The sequence below is a fragment of the Capnocytophaga stomatis genome (assembly GCF_002302635.1).
GTDB classification, from domain to species: domain Bacteria; phylum Bacteroidota; class Bacteroidia; order Flavobacteriales; family Flavobacteriaceae; genus Capnocytophaga; species Capnocytophaga stomatis.
Genome location: NZ_CP022387.1, coordinates 847,657 through 863,256, shown reverse-complemented (window position 1 = coordinate 863,256; position 15,600 = coordinate 847,657). Strand labels below are relative to the sequence as shown.

Genomic DNA, 15,600 nt, shown 5'->3' with positions numbered 1-15,600 from the left:
ATAAAGTTGGTATATAACAAAGAAAAATCATATCTATTATGTTAAAAGTCAATGTTAAAAACGAAACGAACCGATTAAAGGCGGTTATCCTCGGTACTGCTCAAAGTAATGGAGCAACTCCGACAGCCGAAGAGGCGTATGACCCAAAATCGTTAGAGCATATCAAGGCTGGGACGTATCCTATCGAAAAAGATATGGTCGCTGAAATGGAAGCCTTCAAAACTGTGCTGGAAAAGTACGGAGTTACGGTATATCGACCGGAAATCATCGAAAATTGCAACCAAATCTTTACGCGCGATATCGGTTTTGTGATAGATGACATCTTCATCAAAGCAAATATATTGCCTGATAGAGAAAATGAATATCAAGCTATTGAATACATTGTAAACCAAATCGAAAAATCGAAAGTAGTTATTCCTCCTGATGAAGTACACATCGAAGGTGGGGACGTAATGCCTTGGAATGACCACATTTTCATCGGAACTTACAAAGGAAGCGACTACAAAAATTACATCACTGCCCGAACTAATATGCAAGGCGTGCAATTTATCAAGGATTTATTTCCGAATAAAATCGTAAAAGAGTTTGATTTGGTGAAATCTAACTTGGAAGCGAGGGATAATGCGTTACATTTGGACTGTTGTTTCCAACCTGTGGGCAGAAATAAAGGAATTATCTACAAAAGTGGTTTCCGTGAAGAGGCAGATTATGTATATTTGCTGGAACTTTTCGGAAAAGAGAACTTATTTCACATTACAAGAGACGAAATGTATCATATGTATAGCAATATTTTCTCGATTGCTCCCGATGTAGTGGTTTCCGAGCAGAAATTCACGCGTCTGAATAACTGGTTGCGAGATAATGGCTTCGTAGTGGAGGAAATTCCATACTATGAAATCTCAAAACAAGAGGGATTGCTCCGATGCTCTACCTTACCGCTCATCAGAGAGTAGGAAGTTCATAAAATAAGGAGAGTAGTAGAGAAAGAAGAATAAAATTTTTCTGTTAGAATAAGCGATGTGTTTTTCAACGAGAACGAACCTCTTGTCAAAATAAGCGAACTACTTGTCAGGCTGAGCGAAGTCAAAGCCTTAAATTCCCCCTTTTAAGGGGGGTAGGGGGGATGTCCCAAAAAAAAGTATTATTTTTTATAAAATAAAGAAGTCATCATAAGAAAAAATAAAAATCTATCATAAAAAAATAAAAGAAATATCAAATGAATAAACAAATAACTGATTCTATATTAATGGTTCGTCCTGTTGCGTTTCGGATGAACGAAGAAACAGCAGTGAACAACTATTTTCAAGAACAGATTGACTTGAAAAATGAAGAAATCAATAAAAAAGCACAACAGGAGTTCGATGATTTTGCTCAGAAGTTGCGAAATATTGGTGTGAATGTCATCGTAATTGATGATATCAAGGAACAAGATACGCCGGACTCGATATTTCCGAATAACTGGATTAGTTTTCATCAAACAGGGAACTTGGCATTATACCCGATGTTTGCCGAAAATCGTAGAAGGGAACGCAGAGAAGACGTGTTGGATTTACTCGAAGAGAAGGGGTACGTCATTGAAAATGTATACGATTACACCGAAGCCGAGAACGACGATGTTTTCTTAGAGGGAACGGGCTCAATGATATTAGACCGTGTAAACCGAAAAGCGTACTGTGCTTTATCGCCTCGTGCTGATGAAGAATTGTTTATTGAGTTCTGCGAAGATTTTGAGTACACGCCTGTAATTTTCAAGGCATATCAAAAAGTGGACGGAACTTCGAAACTTATTTATCATACCAACGTGATGATGTCCGTTGCCGAAACATTTGCTATCATTTGTTTGGATACTATTGAAGATAAAAAGGAACAAAAAAGCGTAACCACGCATTTAAAAGAAGATGGTAAGGAAATTATTACCATTACCGAAGCTCAAATGCAACAATTTGCGGGCAATATGTTACAGGTTCAAGGAAAAGATGGTGCGTACCTCGTGATGAGTGGTGCGGCGTATCGAAGTTTAAATCCGGAGCAGATAAAAAAAATAGAGAAGCATTGCAAAATATTACATTCTGATTTAGAAACTATTGAGACTTGCGGTGGCGGAAGTGCACGCTGTATGATGGCAGAAATTTTCTTACCGAAAGAAAACTGAACAAAAAAATATTAATTTTGTAGGGTTTTAATCTTACACAAAAAAATGCATAATTTTGTTGGAATTACGAACTTTTAATAGAGAAGTATGAAATCAAAAAATAGAAAAAACAACGCTGAAAAGGAGAGTAAAGCAACCGTTTCAAGTGTTCAATCTCCAAAAGAGAATGCCTCTATGAATTTGTTGGTAAGTATTCTGTTAATAGCTTACGGATATGTTACAGTGCTTACTCCCAATTGGTTAGCATTTGATTCCAATGCTCCTAAATTCTATACATTTGCTATTCTGAATTTGATTGTAGTAGCGTTGGTGTCTTCTATTAAAGATTTTAGAGAAAAATCTCAAATGCTTTTCGGATTTTTTACCAATAAAATAGGAATTGCGTATGGTGTAATTATTTTATTTTCAATACTATCTTTTACTAAAGTAATTAATGTAGAAGAAGCAATTTTGCATTTTTTCAAAGTTTTTACGGCTTTTTCGGCTGCGTGGATGGTTTCTGCATTAGTGATTTACAATCCTAAAGCGGTTACTTCATTGGCGATTGCAATGACAATTTTGCTTTTCTACGATTCATTAAAAACTTTTGAAGGTGTATCAAAAATAATCAAAGGAACGGGAACTGATGGTGATATAAAATCCTCATATTCAAATAAAAACATACTTGCTTCGGCTATGTTTATCAAAATTCCGTTTGCTGTTTGGCTATTTTATTTCAAGAAGAATGCTTTGCGAATTTTCGGAGGAGTTGGAGTTGTAATTGGCACGCTTTCAATATTTTTTATGAGTACACGTGCTTTTTACATAGCTACGTTTGTAATTCTTTTTGTTTTAGTAATTTACGCCTTAATAAATTATTTTTTATTGAAGAAAAAACAAACGGCAATTAATGTTGGGATGCACGCTCTTTTTGTAGCTATTGCTTTTGGAGTGTTTTCGTTTGTTCAGGGAGTGATGTATCCGAAGGCAGTTCGGGAAAATACAAGTTTTACGGCTCGTTTGGCAACAATCGGAGATGAAGGAAACATAAGTAACAATCTCAGGAAAACAGCTTGGACAACAACAATTACCGAGATGATTCCTAATGACCCGCTTTTGGGCGTTGGAATCGGGAATTGGAAGGTGAGATATCTGGAATATGAAAATTCACATAGCCCACATTATATTTATATGTATAAGGTTCATAATGACTTTCTTGAACTTACGTCTGAAACTGGAATTATTTCAGGGTTAGCCTTTTTGAGCATATTTTTGTTGATGGCATACTACTTTCTTCGGGCGACTTACAAAAATAAAGACGAAGGACAAGAAAAATGGCTATTTTTGCCACTTCTTGGACTATTTTCATATTCGTTTGATGCCTTTTTCAATTTCCCGCAAGACCGACCCGAAATACAGTCACTTTTTGCGATATATGTAGGTTTGGGAGTTGCTTTCGCTGTTATTTATTTCAGAAAAAGTGAGGTTAGGGAATTCAGAAAAGTTAGTTTGCCAGTTGTTGGATTCGTGGCTGTCGTGGCAGTTGGGGCGAATCTGGCAAATGTTTTGGTTGAAAAAATGTACTTTGATTCTTCAAAAATCCAACGAATGGTAAAGGAAGAGCAACAAGGAATCAGGAAAGTAAAATCGCCATCAACATATTTGGTTCAGAATTATCCTAAAATACCAAATTTGACAGCTGTTGCCGAACCAGTGGATGTTGAAAAAGCTCGTTATTTGATTGATGAAAAAAAATTTGAACAGGCACGCGAGGTTCTTTCTTCTATAGATTATCATCCTTGGGACGGGCGTCGGGAGTATTTTATTGCAGTGTCATATTTTATGGAGGAAAACAAAAAAATTGACAGTATCTATAAATATGCACACCAGGCGAGAATGATAAAACCTAACTTCTTCGGAAACACAAATTTAGAGACTTATGCTTTGAACAATATGGGAAGAGAAAAGGAATCCATTGAACTATGGAAGGAGTTTCTAAATCTGAAAAAATCTTCTGAAGAACAACCCAAATGGAAGCAAATATTAAAAGAAAAGTTGCACGTTGATGTTGACAGAGACGGAGAAAAAGCCAAACGTTTGGAAGCTCAGGCTTGGAATGCGTTGGCGTATTTGCAGGAAAAAAATAATTTAATAGAAGATGCAAAGGCAACATTAGATACAGCTTTCGTATATTTGCCTAACGATAAAACAATTGCAGATAATCGTAGTAAGATTACCTCAAGGATTCATATTCAGGAATTTGCACCACTTTTTAATAACGCTGCTCAGTTATACCAACAGAAAAATTATACAGGAGCAATTACTGAATTTACAAACTTTTTGGAGAAGGTTCCCGCACATATTGAGGCACTTAGGCTAAGAGGAATTAGTTATTATTACACTCAACAGTACGAAAATGCCATCAAGGATTTTGCCCGAATGGAAGAATTAGGAACGCCGGTGAATGCTTTGATAAATAACTTCCGAGCATCTTGCTATTATATGTTGGGAAATAAAGCGAAAGCAAAGGAGTTTTTCCAAAAGGCTGCAAATGAAGGCAATGCAGATGCACAAAAGAACTTACAAAATTTGACTTTTTAACAGTTAGGAAAAATAAAGAATGGAAGAAATAACAAATTTGTTGTTTCAATAAAAAATGAATGATGAGTACAGAGAATAAATACAAAAAGCAATTACTTTCAGATACTGAAATGAATGTAATTTTACATCGTTTGGCGTGTGAACTAATTGAAAATCACGGAGATTTTTCAAATACAGCTTTTGTTGGAATACAGCCAAGAGGAGCTTTTTTAGCGAAACGTTTGGTTGCATTACTTGAGGAGAAATACAAAATCAAAAATATTTCCTTGGGTTTGCTGGACATTACCTTTTTCCGTGATGATTTCCGCAGAGGAACCAAACCTTTGGAAGCCAATTCCACCAAAATTGATTTCATAGTTGAAAATAAACGAGTGGTTTTTATCGACGATGTGCTTCATACAGGAAGAAGCATTCGTGCGGCACTGACAGCGATTCAGTCATTTGGGCGTCCGTCGGAAATAGAACTTTTGGTACTTATCGACAGACGTTTCAGTCGGCATTTGCCTATTCAGCCCGATTACAAAGGAAGGCAAGTAGATGCGATTAATGAAGAACGCGTCGTGGTAAAATGGAAAGAAAACGATGGTGAAGACGCCATTTATATTATGAATAAAGGATAAGGATTAAGAAGGTTTTATTTTCTTTTAAAAAAGTATATACAATAATATGAGTCAGTTAAGTGTAAATCATCTGTTAGGAATTAAATATCTGACAGAAAAAGACATACAATTAATCTTTGAAACCGCCGACCATTTTAAGGAGGTTATCAACAGACCGATAAAAAAAGTTCCTTCGTTGCGTGATATTACCATCGCGAATTTGTTTTTTGAAAACAGTACCCGAACCAAGCTTTCATTTGAGTTGGCTGAAAAGCGTCTTTCTGCTGATATAATAAATTTTTCGGCATCGCAATCCTCTGTGGCTAAGGGAGAAACGCTAATAGATACGGTGAATAATATCCTTGCGATGAAGGTGGATATGGTGGTTATGCGGCATCCTAATCCAGGGGCAGGAGTGTTTTTGTCGAAACACGTAAAGGCTTCTATCATAAATGCAGGCGACGGAGCTCACGAACATCCTACGCAAGCCCTATTGGACTCGTATTCTATTCGAGAGAAATTGGGCGATGTTGCAGGAAAAAAAGTGGTGATTGTGGGCGATATATTGCATTCACGAGTGGCATTATCCAATATTTTTGCGTTGCAATTGCAAGGTGCTCAAGTAAAGGTTTGCGGACCAAAAACGCTCATTCCTAAATACATACACGAATTGGGCGTTGGTGTAGAAACCGATTTGCGTAAAGCGTTGGAATGGTGCGATGTAGCCAATATGCTTCGGATACAAAATGAACGTCTGGATATCAGCTATTTCCCTTCCACACGTGAGTATGTTCAGCAATACGGACTGACCAAAGAAATATTGAATTCATTGCCCAAAGAGATTGTTGTGATGCACCCTGGACCTATAAACAGAGGTGTGGAAATCACCAGTGAAGTGGCTGATTCTGAGCAGTCAGTGATTCTTCAACAGGTGGAAAATGGAGTAGCAATCCGAATGGCGGTAATTTATTTGTTGGCTTCGAAAATAAATCAATAATAGTATGACTAAGGAAAAGGATATAAAAGTTTTAAAAATCTCAAAATCAGAACTTCCGGATTTCATTTCAAATTTTAAAAACGATGAAAATTTAAAATCGTTCCATTTGATATTGGATTTGTTGTCGGTTAAAGATTTGGAAAACAAGGATTTAAAACCTTTTGTTGAGATTTCAAAATTTCACAATAAAACAAATAAAAAGTCGATTGTTATTGTAAATGACGAGATTACGTACGGAAATATTCCCAATGATGTAAATGTAACTCCCACATTGCAAGAGGCTTACGACATTATTGAAATGGAAGAAATTCAACGAGATTTGGGTATTTAAATATAACCAGATTATTTTATGAAAAAGTTACTGTGTTTGTTGAGCTTTTTTATGGTTACTTGTGTCTTCTCACAAAGTGTAACTCCTCGGTTTGGGTTAAATGTTGATCAAGCCTCTTATAGTAGCAAGGTGGATACTTATCCTGGTATCACCTATAATTATAGATGGGTATTTCCTACTTATCAATTTGATTTTGAAAGGCTTGATTATGGAAATGGGAAAAGTTACAAGATAGGTTACCATATCGGAGCAAATGTGGAATTTCCGATTTTTCGTTTTTTGGATGTAGAGTCAGGAGTGTTTTATATTACACGAGGTGAAAGTATTAAGGGGAATGCCAGAGAATCAAATTCCGAAGTTATCAGAGGAACCTATACCGACCGTACAAACATTCATACAATTTATACGCCGCTGAATTTAAAATTTAATGTTAGAGTGTATAATGATTTGTATTTCAATGTTCTGGTTGGGGGTTATATGGATGTCTTTTTGTCAGGAAAACGAAAATTCAGTATAAGGTCGTATTCTGAAGAAACAGAGATTCCTTTCGGGAATGATGGTTACAAACGTTACGGATTTTCTCCAACATTAGGTGCAGGAATTACCTATAAGCCCTTTGTATTTCGTTTTACTTTTGATGGTTGGACAAATTACGCCAGTGAAGCAAAAACAATTTCAACATCAAGTTTTACTTTTTCAGTAGGATATAAATTTGATTTAAGGAGAAAATAAATTTGATGGAAATCACTATTTTAGGCTGCCATAGTGCTACGCCTCGGGCAAATGCTCGTCCGTCTTCGCAAGTTTTGGAAATGCGGGGACACTTATTTTTGATTGACTGTGGGGAAGGCTCGCAAATGGCGCTACGTAATGCTAATGTTAAGTTTTCACGTATCAAACATATTTTTATTTCGCATTTGCACGGCGACCATTTTTTCGGTTTGCCCGGACTTATTTCTACTTTTCAGCTTTTGGGCAGGGAAACCGAATTGCACATTTACGGACCGAAAGGCATCAAGGAAGCCATATTGCTACTGCTGAAATTGGGCGGAGCGTGGTCATCTTTTTACATACATTTTCACGAGTTGGAATCAGATGTTTCCGAGATATTATTGGACGATGAAAAGGTGCAAGTAAGAACCATTCCTTTGAAACATCGTGTCTATACTAACGGATTTTTATTTCAAGAGAAGCAAACCGAACGCCGTTTGAATATAGATGCTATTCAAAATTACGGAGTGCAAATATGTGATTATCAGAATATAAAAAACGGAAAGGATATTGAATTGGAGAATGGAGAAATTATTCCGAATGAAATTTTAAGCTTCAACCCGATTTCTCCACAAAGTTATGCCTATTGTAGTGATACACTGTATTTTGAGTCGCTTGCTGAGGAAATTCAGGGAGCGAGAGTGGTTTATCACGAATCTACATTTTTAAAACAACATAATGATTTGGCAATCAAAACGATGCATTCCACAGCTTTTCAAGCGGGATTGACTGCCAAAAATGCTAATGCGGAAACTCTCATCTTAGGACATTATTCCTCAAGGTATTCCGATAAAAAATTATTTTTAGATGAGGCACAAGAGGTTTTCCCGAACACACTTTTGAGCGAAGACGGAAAGAAGTTTGTTTTTCATAATTAATGAATGATAACAATGCAAGAAGATTTAAGCAAATACCGAAAAAGTTACGAAAAGCAGGAATTGTTGGAGGTAAATGTTCCTGATAATCCGATACAATTGTTCCAAACTTGGTTTTATGAAGTGGAGGAAAACGGCGGTGTTGAGGAAACTAACGCAATGTCTGTTTCTACCATCGGGTTGGACGGTTTTCCAAAAACGAGAGTTGTTCTCTTAAAAAAATACACTTACGAAGGATTCATTTTCTATACCAATTATTTGAGTGAAAAGGGCAAAGCGATTGCTCAGAATCCGAATATTTGTTTGTCTTTTTTTTGGGCAAGTATGGAACGACAAGTGATTATCAAGGGAGTAGCTGAAAAGCTGGCAGAAAATCTTTCCGATGGATATTTTGAATCCCGACCTTTGGGAAGCAAGCTCGGAGCATTGGTTTCTCCGCAAAGTGAGGTTATTCCGTCAAGGGAGTTTTTGGAAAATGAATTACAAAAATTGGAAGAAATATACACAGATGAAGTGCCTCGACCGAAACACTGGGGCGGATTTTTAGTCCGACCACAGTCTATTGAATTTTGGCAAGGACGTCCCAATCGCTTGCACGACCGCATCCGATACACGCTCACCGAAGATTACGACTGGAAAATAGAGCGTTTAGCACCTTAGGATAGTATTTTCCGAATTTTTACATAAAGAAAACGAGAAAAGTATCTTGAAAATTTGGTAGAATTAAAAAAAAATATTAACTTTGCACCCGCAAACTCGGATAGAGTGATTATGAATTGGCGAGGTAGCTCAGTTGGTTAGAGCGTTGGATTCATAACCCAAAGGTCACGGGTTCAAATCCCGTCTTCGCTACAAGGTTATAACTATTTGAAAAATACGCTTTTAGGCGTATTTTTTTATGTTGAATATTACCCATTTAATCCGTGCCGAGTATAAAAGCGAGTATAACCTTTGTTCGCTTGAACCTTACGATATGAAGCCTTACAAGAAGCCTCAAATATTCCCTAAAATCGTTTCGGAAAGTCCTTTGTCTGCTTTTTCAGATAAGCAAAAGCAGGAAATTATGGCTAAATACAAACGATGGTATGTTTACTATTATTTCCGAAATAAGGACGGGAAAATGGTAAAACAGCCATCAATCTACTACAAAATTAATCAGGAATACAAAGAGTTTGACGAACGTTACAAAGCCTTTCATCGGTTGCGAAACATCGTTGAAAAGTTGCTGAAAGACGGATTTTCTCCGTACGAAGGCGAAGATACAGAAAACAAATATACTTGCTCATCCGCATTAGATTACGTGCTTGAAATTAAAAAAAATATTGTCAAAGAAAGTACATTCAAGGAATACAAAAGCCGTGTAGAGCAGTTTAAAAAATACCTCAAAGCGAGAGGTTTGCACAACTCTAACATTGCGGATATTACCAAAAAAGACATCAACGACTATCTCAACTATGTGCTAATAAAATCCAGCCCGAGAAATCGAAACAATACTCTTACTGTATTGAGTGCTGTTTTCTCAACGTTGGAGGAAAACGAACTTATAGCCCACAATGTAACCGATAAAATTAAAAAGTTACAAGCCAAGCCCGAACGCAACAAAACTTATACAAAAACTCAAGAAAATGAAGTTTTTGCACTTATGCAACAAAAGGATAAGGATTTGCTTTTGTTTGTAAAGTTTGTATCCTATAACTTTTTGCGTCCCATTGAAGTATGTCGTTTGCAAGTGAAAGATATTGATTTTACAGACGCAACACTAAATGTTCGTGCAAAAAATAAATTAGTTAAAACCAAAATCATTCCTGAAATTCTGATGAAAGAAATTCAGCATTTCAGAGGATTGAACCCTGATTTTTATTTATTTGCTCCAAAAGGGGCAAATTATTGGACAACCAATGAAACTGACAAGAGAGATTATTGGAGTAAACGATTTAAAGACATCAAAGATGAATTAGGGCTGGGCAAAGATTATGGATTGTACTCATTCAGGCATACATTCATTACAAAGTTATATCGAGAACTCCGTACTCAATATGGGCAAATGGAAACTTATGATAAGTTGATGCTTATCACTGGACATTCAACACTTTTAGCTTTACAACAGTACTTACGTGATATTGATGCTGAACTTCCTGAAGATTATAGTCATCTATTCAAATAGTTTTGTATTAACGAATTGCATCGCAGTTGTAAAAAAGCCTTGAAAACTGATTCAAGGCTTTGTCGTTAATTTAAAAGTTCAAAAGTTAAGCAAAACATATTTGCTTTAAATCATCTGCCAACTTATGTAATCCATTTTGGATTTGCAAGGCTTTTTTTTCTGATAATTCAATATTTGTTCCGGATAATCTCCTTAAATGACTTGGATTTATTCCTAAATATTTCGCTAATTCACTTTTATTGAATAAGGAATAGTATTCAAAAAATGTATTCAAGTCCAAGTAATAAGCAATCTTTGCATTTCTTAATTCGGTAGCTTGTGTTGTATTTCCCTCCTCCTCTAAGTAATCTGCTTGTAAATCAAGTACTTCTTTGAAGTTTTCTTTTACTTCCTCAATAGTGTCTCCTGCAGTTGCAACACCTTTCAAATCTTCAGAATATGCAGAATATCCTGTTGCCGATTTCTCTAAAATTAATCTGATTTCCATAAGCGATAAATTCAAAGTTTAACTAATTTAAAGGGCAGGGCTTATTTAAGCCCTGCCTGTTTCAGAATAGACTGCTCTGTACCCTTCTTCAACTCTGTAGCTGGATGTCTTGGTAAAATCACAGTACCTGTTTTGGTCTCGTGTTTGTATAGAGAATGTTTTTTGCCTTCTCTATGCAGAAACCAACCATCTTCTTTTAAAAGACGTAACATTTCTGATACCTTCATTTTTATATGAACTTTAAATTAACACCGCAAATGTATGAAACATTTTTGTTTCTTGCAAATATTATGAAACATTTTTGTTTCTTTTTTTATTTCATTTTAATTCCGTGTAGCTTTATCTCGTCAAAAGATTGTTTCAAACTATTCATATCTTTACTCACTAATTATTTAGTCTCTTTTCTTTTTTTGTGTTAGATTCAAAAAAGTAAATTTAAGAAACATTTTTTTGTTTTTATTCATATATTTGCAAGGTTTACTTAGCAAGATTTTTTAATATAAACTCAATGAAAAAGCGAAGAAAAATATCTGTCCAACGGAAAAAGAAAAGTTCTTTGAGGAATGTTTTTCTGTTGCTTTTTTTGTTACTGCTTGGTGCTGGGATAGGAGGGGTTTTATATGTTAGGCATCATTATCCTGCACATTATCAGAAAATTATAAATAAGATATCCTCGAAGAAGAAAAATACAATATACGAAAGACAACGAATCGAACAGATAATAAACAGACATAAGGATAAAACTTTTGGTATAGACTTGTCTCATTATCAGGAGAAAGAAGATATTGTGTGGGATAGTCTTCATTTGAACAAAGGAGCAATTCGGTTGGAGTTTGCAATATTCCGAGCCACGATGGGGAACAACACAACCGATAAAAATTTTCCTTATTTTTGGAAAAAAGCAAAAAAACACAAATTGATACGTGGTGCGTACCATTATTATCGTCCCGATGAAGACCCTGTTTTACAGGCGAATTCTTACATCAAAGTTGTAAATCTCGAAAAGGGAGATTTTCTTCCGATTCTGGATGTGGAAAAACTTCCAAAACACAAAACAAAACAGCAATATTTGGAGGATATTCAAATATGGTTGGATATCGTTGAAAAAAAATATGGAGTAAAACCGATTATCTACACTTATATCAGCTTCTATGAAGATTATTTGTACGGAAAATTCAAAAAATATCCTCTTTGGATAGCAAATTATAACAACGTTCCCGTTCCAACATCTCTTTATTCTTGGAAAATGTGGCAATTTACTGAGAATGGAATCACTCCGGGTTCAAAAGTGAAGATAGACCTAAATATATACAACGGAAATCGGGAAAAAATGAAGGAAATTCTAATCTTTTAGCGTCAAAATGAATAAAAAAGAGCTCAGAAACCATTATATGCAGTTGCGGTCTGAAATTTCTCAGGCAGAACTTGATGAAAAAAGTCTGCAAATAGCCAATCAATTGCTGAAAATGCCCATTTGGGATTTCAAAACGTATCATATTTTCCTTCCAATACAGAAAATGCACGAGGTAAATACGGAATACATCTTAAATATTCTTTATGGAAAAGATAAAGATGTCATTCTGCCAAAAATGAACAAAGAAGAGAAATCATTAAGTCATTTTCTTCTGACAGAACAAACAATTTTGAAGAAAAATAGTTGGGGAATAGTGGAGCCACAAAACGGGTTTAAGGTTTCTCCTTCAGAAATAGATGTGATTTTTGTTCCTTTACTCGCTTACGACAGAAAAGGAAACAGAATAGGCTATGGTGGAGGGTATTACGACCGATTTCTTTGTGAATGCCACTCGAATTCACTCAAGATAGGTTTGTCTTTTTTTTCTCCGGAAGAAAAAATTGAAGATGTGTTTGAGTCTGATTTTCCGTTGGGTTATTGTGTTACTCCGCTTGAAATTTTCAAGTTCTGATTCAAGAAAAAATGATTATTTTTTAGGAAATGCTTTTTTGTGGAATATAATTAATAATCCCACTGCAACCGAAATAGCTGAGTCTGCTACATTGAAAACAGGTTCAAAAAAGCGAAACCTTTCTCCTCCCCAAAAAGGAAACCAATCGGGTAATTGAGTGTCTATCAGAGGGAAATAAAACATATCAACAACCTTTCCGTGAAGTAACGTCCCGTAAGGATTGTCCGAAAAAAGAGTTGCTACATTTCCGTAACTGTGGTCAAAAATAACTCCGTAAAAAACAGAATCAATGATATTGCCTAAAGCTCCGGCTAAGATTAAAGCAATCGAAACGATTAAAATATTAGGTTGTTTCTTTTTAACCGAATCAAAAAGCCAATATCCGATTCCGAAAACGGCAATAATCCTGAAAAGTGTCAGGAAAAGTTTTCCGTATTCTCCAGGGATTTTTGTTCCCCACGCAGCTCCTTCATTTTCAATGAATAGTATCTGAAACCAACTGAAAACCTCTACTTTTTCATTCAATACGAAGTTCGTTTTGATGTAGATTTTACTCCATTGATCAATAATCAGAATTACTAAAATGATAAGAAATGCGTGTTTTAATTTCATAATGTTTCTAAGCTTTTTGTGCGGGTTACAAAAATATGCCTTTTGTATGAAAACCCAAAATCTTTTTTGTAAAGGATTTATTCGGAAAGTCAATTATAAAATAAGAATCCCTCAATAATCATTGATTATCAAGGGACTTTGTTGTACCTGAGGAGGGAATCGAACCCTCACTCCGAAGAACACGAGTTTGAGTCGTGCGCGTCTACCAATTCCGCCACTCAGGCATCTCCTTCATTATTTCGGGTGCAAAGATACATAAGTTTTTTTTATATGCAAAAAAAAGTAGAGAAAAATACAAAAAATTATTTTTTAATTCATAAATTTGCACCCGCAAAGCGGAGATAAATCAATCATACACCTTAAATATATTATGGCATATATAGTACCAGAATCAAAAATTTTTGCTTGTACACAAAGTGTTGAGTTGGCAAAGAAAATTGCGGAGAAGTACGGAACTCATTTGGGGGAAGTTAAAATTTCGCGTTTTAGTGATGGAGAGTTTCAGCCTTCTTTTGAGGAGTCTGTGCGTGGGGCAAGGGTTTTTATTATTGGTTCAACTAATCCGAGTTGTGAAAACTTAATGGAAATGTTGTTGATGTTGGATGCCGCAAAAAGAGCTTCGGCACGTCACATTACGGCAGTGATGCCTTATTTCGGATGGGCTCGTCAGGATAGAAAAGACAAACCAAGAGTGCCAATTGCTGCGAAGTTAGTAGCAAATCTTTTGGAATCGGCTGGAGCTACGCGAATTATCACAATGGATCTGCACGCTGACCAGATTCAAGGTTTTTTTGAGCGTCCGGTTGATCATCTGTATGCCTCAACGATTTTCTTGCCTTATCTTCAAAGTTTAGGTCTTGAGAAATTGTGTATGGCTTCACCGGATATGGGAGGTTCAAAAAGAGCCTATGCTTACTCCAAATACTTGAACAGTGAGGTTGTAGTTTGCTATAAACAACGCAAGCAAGCTAACGTGATTGAAACTATGGAGTTAATCGGAGAGGTAGAGGGAAGAAATGTAGTTTTGGTTGACGATATGGTTGATACGGCAGGTACTTTGGTAAAAGCAGCCGAGTTAATGAAAGAACGAGGAGCCTTGAGTGTCAGAGCGGTAACAACTCACGCAATCCTAAGTGGAGGGGCTTATGAGCGTATCGAAAATTCACAATTGGAAGAGCTTATTGTTACGGATTCCATTCCGTTGAAAAGAGAATCTGAAAAAATTAAAGTGCTTAGCTGTGCAGATTTGTTTGCAGAAGTTATGCATAGAGTACACGAGAATACATCAATAAGTTCAAAATTTATAATGTAAAAAATCTTTATAGAAGTTTTATAAGTTTAGTTTTTTGAAATTTTTATAAATAAGAAAAGAATGTAGTTTTGTTTGAAGGCTACAAATTAGAAAAGTAAATAATTAAATAATTTTTATATGCAATCAATTACAATCAAAGGATCTCAAAGAGAAAGCGTGGGCAAAGCAGCGAGCAAAGCCTTACGTAATGCTGGACAGGTACCTTGCGTGTTATACGGAGGAGACAGTGTTCTGCATTTTTCAGCACCAGAAGCAGCTTTCAAAAGCATTGTTTACACTCCAAACGTGTACACTGCTGCGATTGAATTAGGAGGAAAGTCATATTCTGCTATTTTGCAAGACATTCAGTTTGACCCAGTTTCTGACAAAATCATTCACGTTGATTTTTACCAATTGCACGATGATAAAGAAATCACAATTGAAGTGCCAATCAAAATCACTGGAACTTCTCCGGGAGTTATGGCTGGTGGAATCTTGCGTATTGTTAACCGCAAGCTAAAAGTAAAAGCTCTTCCTGCGAAATTACCTGATTTTGTTACAGTTGATATTTCAGGAATGGAAATGGGTAACAAATTATATGTTACAAAATTATCACAAGAAGATTACAAAATTATGCATCCGGACAACACTGTTGTTTGCCAAGTGAGAATCTCACGTGCTGCGATGAAAGCTGCACAAGAGGCTGCAAAAGCAGAAAAAGGAGCAAAAAAGAAAAAATAACATTTCTTCATTTTAATAATCTTAGCCGTTTCTCTTTGGGGAGCGGCTTTTTTGTTTTATGCATTAATAAGTTTT

The 15,600-nt window shown here is 35.9% G+C and carries 17 protein-coding genes and 2 tRNA genes; 15 read left to right on the top strand and 4 right to left on the bottom strand.

From position 1 onward, the window contains the following. The first annotated feature begins 38 nt into the window (after window positions 1-38). The 11 genes from CGC58_RS03825 (at window position 39) to CGC58_RS03775 (ending at window position 10,469) form a co-directional block, all read left to right on the top strand. Complete coding sequence (locus CGC58_RS03825) at window positions 39-953, top strand: dimethylarginine dimethylaminohydrolase family protein (protein ID WP_095895190.1); 915 nt, start codon at window positions 39-41, stop codon at window positions 951-953. 263 nt (window positions 954-1,216) lie between these two features. Then, window positions 1,217-2,152: a citrulline utilization hydrolase CtlX gene (ctlX, locus tag CGC58_RS03820; protein WP_095895189.1), complete on the top strand. Its 936-nt coding sequence runs from the start codon at window positions 1,217-1,219 to the stop codon at window positions 2,150-2,152. 87 nt (window positions 2,153-2,239) lie between these two features. Beyond that, window positions 2,240-4,732, top strand: coding sequence for an O-antigen ligase family protein (locus CGC58_RS03815; RefSeq protein ID WP_095895188.1), 2,493 nt, complete (start codon window positions 2,240-2,242; stop codon window positions 4,730-4,732). A 62-nt stretch (window positions 4,733-4,794) separates the two neighbouring features. Then, window positions 4,795-5,352 carry a bifunctional pyr operon transcriptional regulator/uracil phosphoribosyltransferase PyrR gene (gene pyrR, locus CGC58_RS03810; RefSeq protein ID WP_095895187.1) on the top strand — a complete coding sequence of 186 codons (558 nt, stop codon included), beginning with the start codon at window positions 4,795-4,797 and terminating at the stop codon, window positions 5,350-5,352. Window positions 5,353-5,398: 46 nt separating this feature from the next. Continuing rightward, window positions 5,399-6,328 (top strand): aspartate carbamoyltransferase catalytic subunit, encoded by a 930-nt coding sequence (locus CGC58_RS03805; protein WP_095895186.1) that lies wholly within the window; start codon window positions 5,399-5,401, stop codon window positions 6,326-6,328. Window positions 6,329-6,332: 4 nt separating this feature from the next. Continuing rightward, window positions 6,333-6,659 (top strand): ribonuclease Z, encoded by a 327-nt coding sequence (locus tag CGC58_RS03800; protein WP_095895185.1) that lies wholly within the window; start codon window positions 6,333-6,335, stop codon window positions 6,657-6,659. 18 nt (window positions 6,660-6,677) lie between these two features. Then, on the top strand, window positions 6,678-7,391 hold the full coding sequence (locus tag CGC58_RS03795) for an outer membrane beta-barrel protein (protein ID WP_095895184.1): 714 nt from the start codon (window positions 6,678-6,680) through the stop codon (window positions 7,389-7,391). A gap of 5 nt (window positions 7,392-7,396) precedes the next feature. After that, window positions 7,397-8,308, top strand: coding sequence for a ribonuclease Z (locus tag CGC58_RS03790; RefSeq protein ID WP_095895183.1), 912 nt, complete (start codon window positions 7,397-7,399; stop codon window positions 8,306-8,308). A gap of 12 nt (window positions 8,309-8,320) precedes the next feature. After that, complete coding sequence (gene pdxH / locus CGC58_RS03785; protein WP_095895182.1) at window positions 8,321-8,965, top strand: pyridoxamine 5'-phosphate oxidase; 645 nt, start codon at window positions 8,321-8,323, stop codon at window positions 8,963-8,965. Between the two features lie 118 nt (window positions 8,966-9,083). Beyond that, window positions 9,084-9,157, top strand: a tRNA-Met gene (locus tag CGC58_RS03780). A gap of 46 nt (window positions 9,158-9,203) precedes the next feature. Continuing rightward, the gene (locus CGC58_RS03775; protein WP_095895181.1) at window positions 9,204-10,469 is read left to right on the top strand and encodes a tyrosine-type recombinase/integrase; all 1,266 of its coding nucleotides are present in this window, start codon (window positions 9,204-9,206) and stop codon (window positions 10,467-10,469) included. An 85-nt stretch (window positions 10,470-10,554) separates the two neighbouring features. Here CGC58_RS03775 and CGC58_RS12800 read toward each other — a convergent pair whose 3' ends face one another. Beyond that, entirely contained in the window at window positions 10,555-10,956 is a 402-nt protein-coding gene (locus CGC58_RS12800) for a type II toxin-antitoxin system HicB family antitoxin (RefSeq protein ID WP_198540752.1), read from the bottom strand. A gap of 41 nt (window positions 10,957-10,997) precedes the next feature. Next, the gene (locus tag CGC58_RS03765) at window positions 10,998-11,183 is read right to left on the bottom strand and encodes a type II toxin-antitoxin system HicA family toxin (protein ID WP_042001797.1); all 186 of its coding nucleotides are present in this window, start codon (window positions 11,181-11,183) and stop codon (window positions 10,998-11,000) included. 281 nt (window positions 11,184-11,464) lie between these two features. Between CGC58_RS03765 and CGC58_RS03760 the strand changes: the two genes are divergently transcribed. Both CGC58_RS03760 and CGC58_RS03755 read left to right on the top strand, forming a co-directional pair. Beyond that, window positions 11,465-12,310, top strand: a complete 846-nt coding sequence (locus tag CGC58_RS03760) for a GH25 family lysozyme (RefSeq protein WP_095895180.1) — start codon at window positions 11,465-11,467, stop codon at window positions 12,308-12,310. Between the two features lie 7 nt (window positions 12,311-12,317). Then, on the top strand, window positions 12,318-12,881 hold the full coding sequence (locus tag CGC58_RS03755) for a 5-formyltetrahydrofolate cyclo-ligase (protein WP_095895179.1): 564 nt from the start codon (window positions 12,318-12,320) through the stop codon (window positions 12,879-12,881). A gap of 15 nt (window positions 12,882-12,896) precedes the next feature. Here the strand turns inward: CGC58_RS03755 and CGC58_RS03750 are convergent, their stop codons facing one another. Together CGC58_RS03750 and CGC58_RS03745 are read right to left on the bottom strand one after the other, a co-directional pair. Next, window positions 12,897-13,493 carry a lipoprotein signal peptidase gene (locus CGC58_RS03750; protein ID WP_095895178.1) on the bottom strand — a complete coding sequence of 199 codons (597 nt, stop codon included), beginning with the start codon at window positions 13,491-13,493 and terminating at the stop codon, window positions 12,897-12,899. A 144-nt stretch (window positions 13,494-13,637) separates the two neighbouring features. Then, window positions 13,638-13,717 (bottom strand) — tRNA-Leu (locus CGC58_RS03745). A gap of 146 nt (window positions 13,718-13,863) precedes the next feature. Here CGC58_RS03745 and CGC58_RS03740 point away from each other — a divergent pair. Then, entirely contained in the window at window positions 13,864-14,805 is a 942-nt protein-coding gene (locus tag CGC58_RS03740; protein ID WP_095897100.1) for a ribose-phosphate pyrophosphokinase, read from the top strand. A gap of 117 nt (window positions 14,806-14,922) precedes the next feature. Next, on the top strand, window positions 14,923-15,525 hold the full coding sequence (locus CGC58_RS03735) for a 50S ribosomal protein L25/general stress protein Ctc (RefSeq protein WP_095895177.1): 603 nt from the start codon (window positions 14,923-14,925) through the stop codon (window positions 15,523-15,525). Window positions 15,526-15,600 lie beyond the last annotated feature (75 nt).

Bases quoted from the DNA above. Each gene is read 5' to 3' on its own strand.
- CGC58_RS03750 (WP_095895178.1), bottom strand. From the start codon at position 13,493: ATGAAATTAAAACACGCATTTCTTATCATTTTAGTAATTCTGATTATT.
- CGC58_RS03815 (WP_095895188.1), top strand. From the start codon at position 2,240: ATGAAATCAAAAAATAGAAAAAACAACGCTGAAAAGGAGAGTAAAGCA.
- pdxH (WP_095895182.1), top strand. From the start codon at position 8,321: ATGCAAGAAGATTTAAGCAAATACCGAAAAAGTTACGAAAAGCAGGAA.
- CGC58_RS03775 (WP_095895181.1), top strand. From the start codon at position 9,204: ATGTTGAATATTACCCATTTAATCCGTGCCGAGTATAAAAGCGAGTAT.
- CGC58_RS03795 (WP_095895184.1), top strand. From the start codon at position 6,678: ATGAAAAAGTTACTGTGTTTGTTGAGCTTTTTTATGGTTACTTGTGTC.
- CGC58_RS03790 (WP_095895183.1), top strand. From the start codon at position 7,397: ATGGAAATCACTATTTTAGGCTGCCATAGTGCTACGCCTCGGGCAAAT.
- CGC58_RS03765 (WP_042001797.1), bottom strand. From the start codon at position 11,183: ATGAAGGTATCAGAAATGTTACGTCTTTTAAAAGAAGATGGTTGGTTT.
- CGC58_RS03800 (WP_095895185.1), top strand. From the start codon at position 6,333: ATGACTAAGGAAAAGGATATAAAAGTTTTAAAAATCTCAAAATCAGAA.
- CGC58_RS03805 (WP_095895186.1), top strand. From the start codon at position 5,399: ATGAGTCAGTTAAGTGTAAATCATCTGTTAGGAATTAAATATCTGACA.
- CGC58_RS03735 (WP_095895177.1), top strand. From the start codon at position 14,923: ATGCAATCAATTACAATCAAAGGATCTCAAAGAGAAAGCGTGGGCAAA.
- pyrR (WP_095895187.1), top strand. From the start codon at position 4,795: ATGAGTACAGAGAATAAATACAAAAAGCAATTACTTTCAGATACTGAA.
- CGC58_RS03825 (WP_095895190.1), top strand. From the start codon at position 39: ATGTTAAAAGTCAATGTTAAAAACGAAACGAACCGATTAAAGGCGGTT.
- CGC58_RS12800 (WP_198540752.1), bottom strand. From the start codon at position 10,956: ATGGAAATCAGATTAATTTTAGAGAAATCGGCAACAGGATATTCTGCA.
- CGC58_RS03740 (WP_095897100.1), top strand. From the start codon at position 13,864: ATGGCATATATAGTACCAGAATCAAAAATTTTTGCTTGTACACAAAGT.
- CGC58_RS03755 (WP_095895179.1), top strand. From the start codon at position 12,318: ATGAATAAAAAAGAGCTCAGAAACCATTATATGCAGTTGCGGTCTGAA.
- CGC58_RS03760 (WP_095895180.1), top strand. From the start codon at position 11,465: ATGAAAAAGCGAAGAAAAATATCTGTCCAACGGAAAAAGAAAAGTTCT.
- ctlX (WP_095895189.1), top strand. From the start codon at position 1,217: ATGAATAAACAAATAACTGATTCTATATTAATGGTTCGTCCTGTTGCG.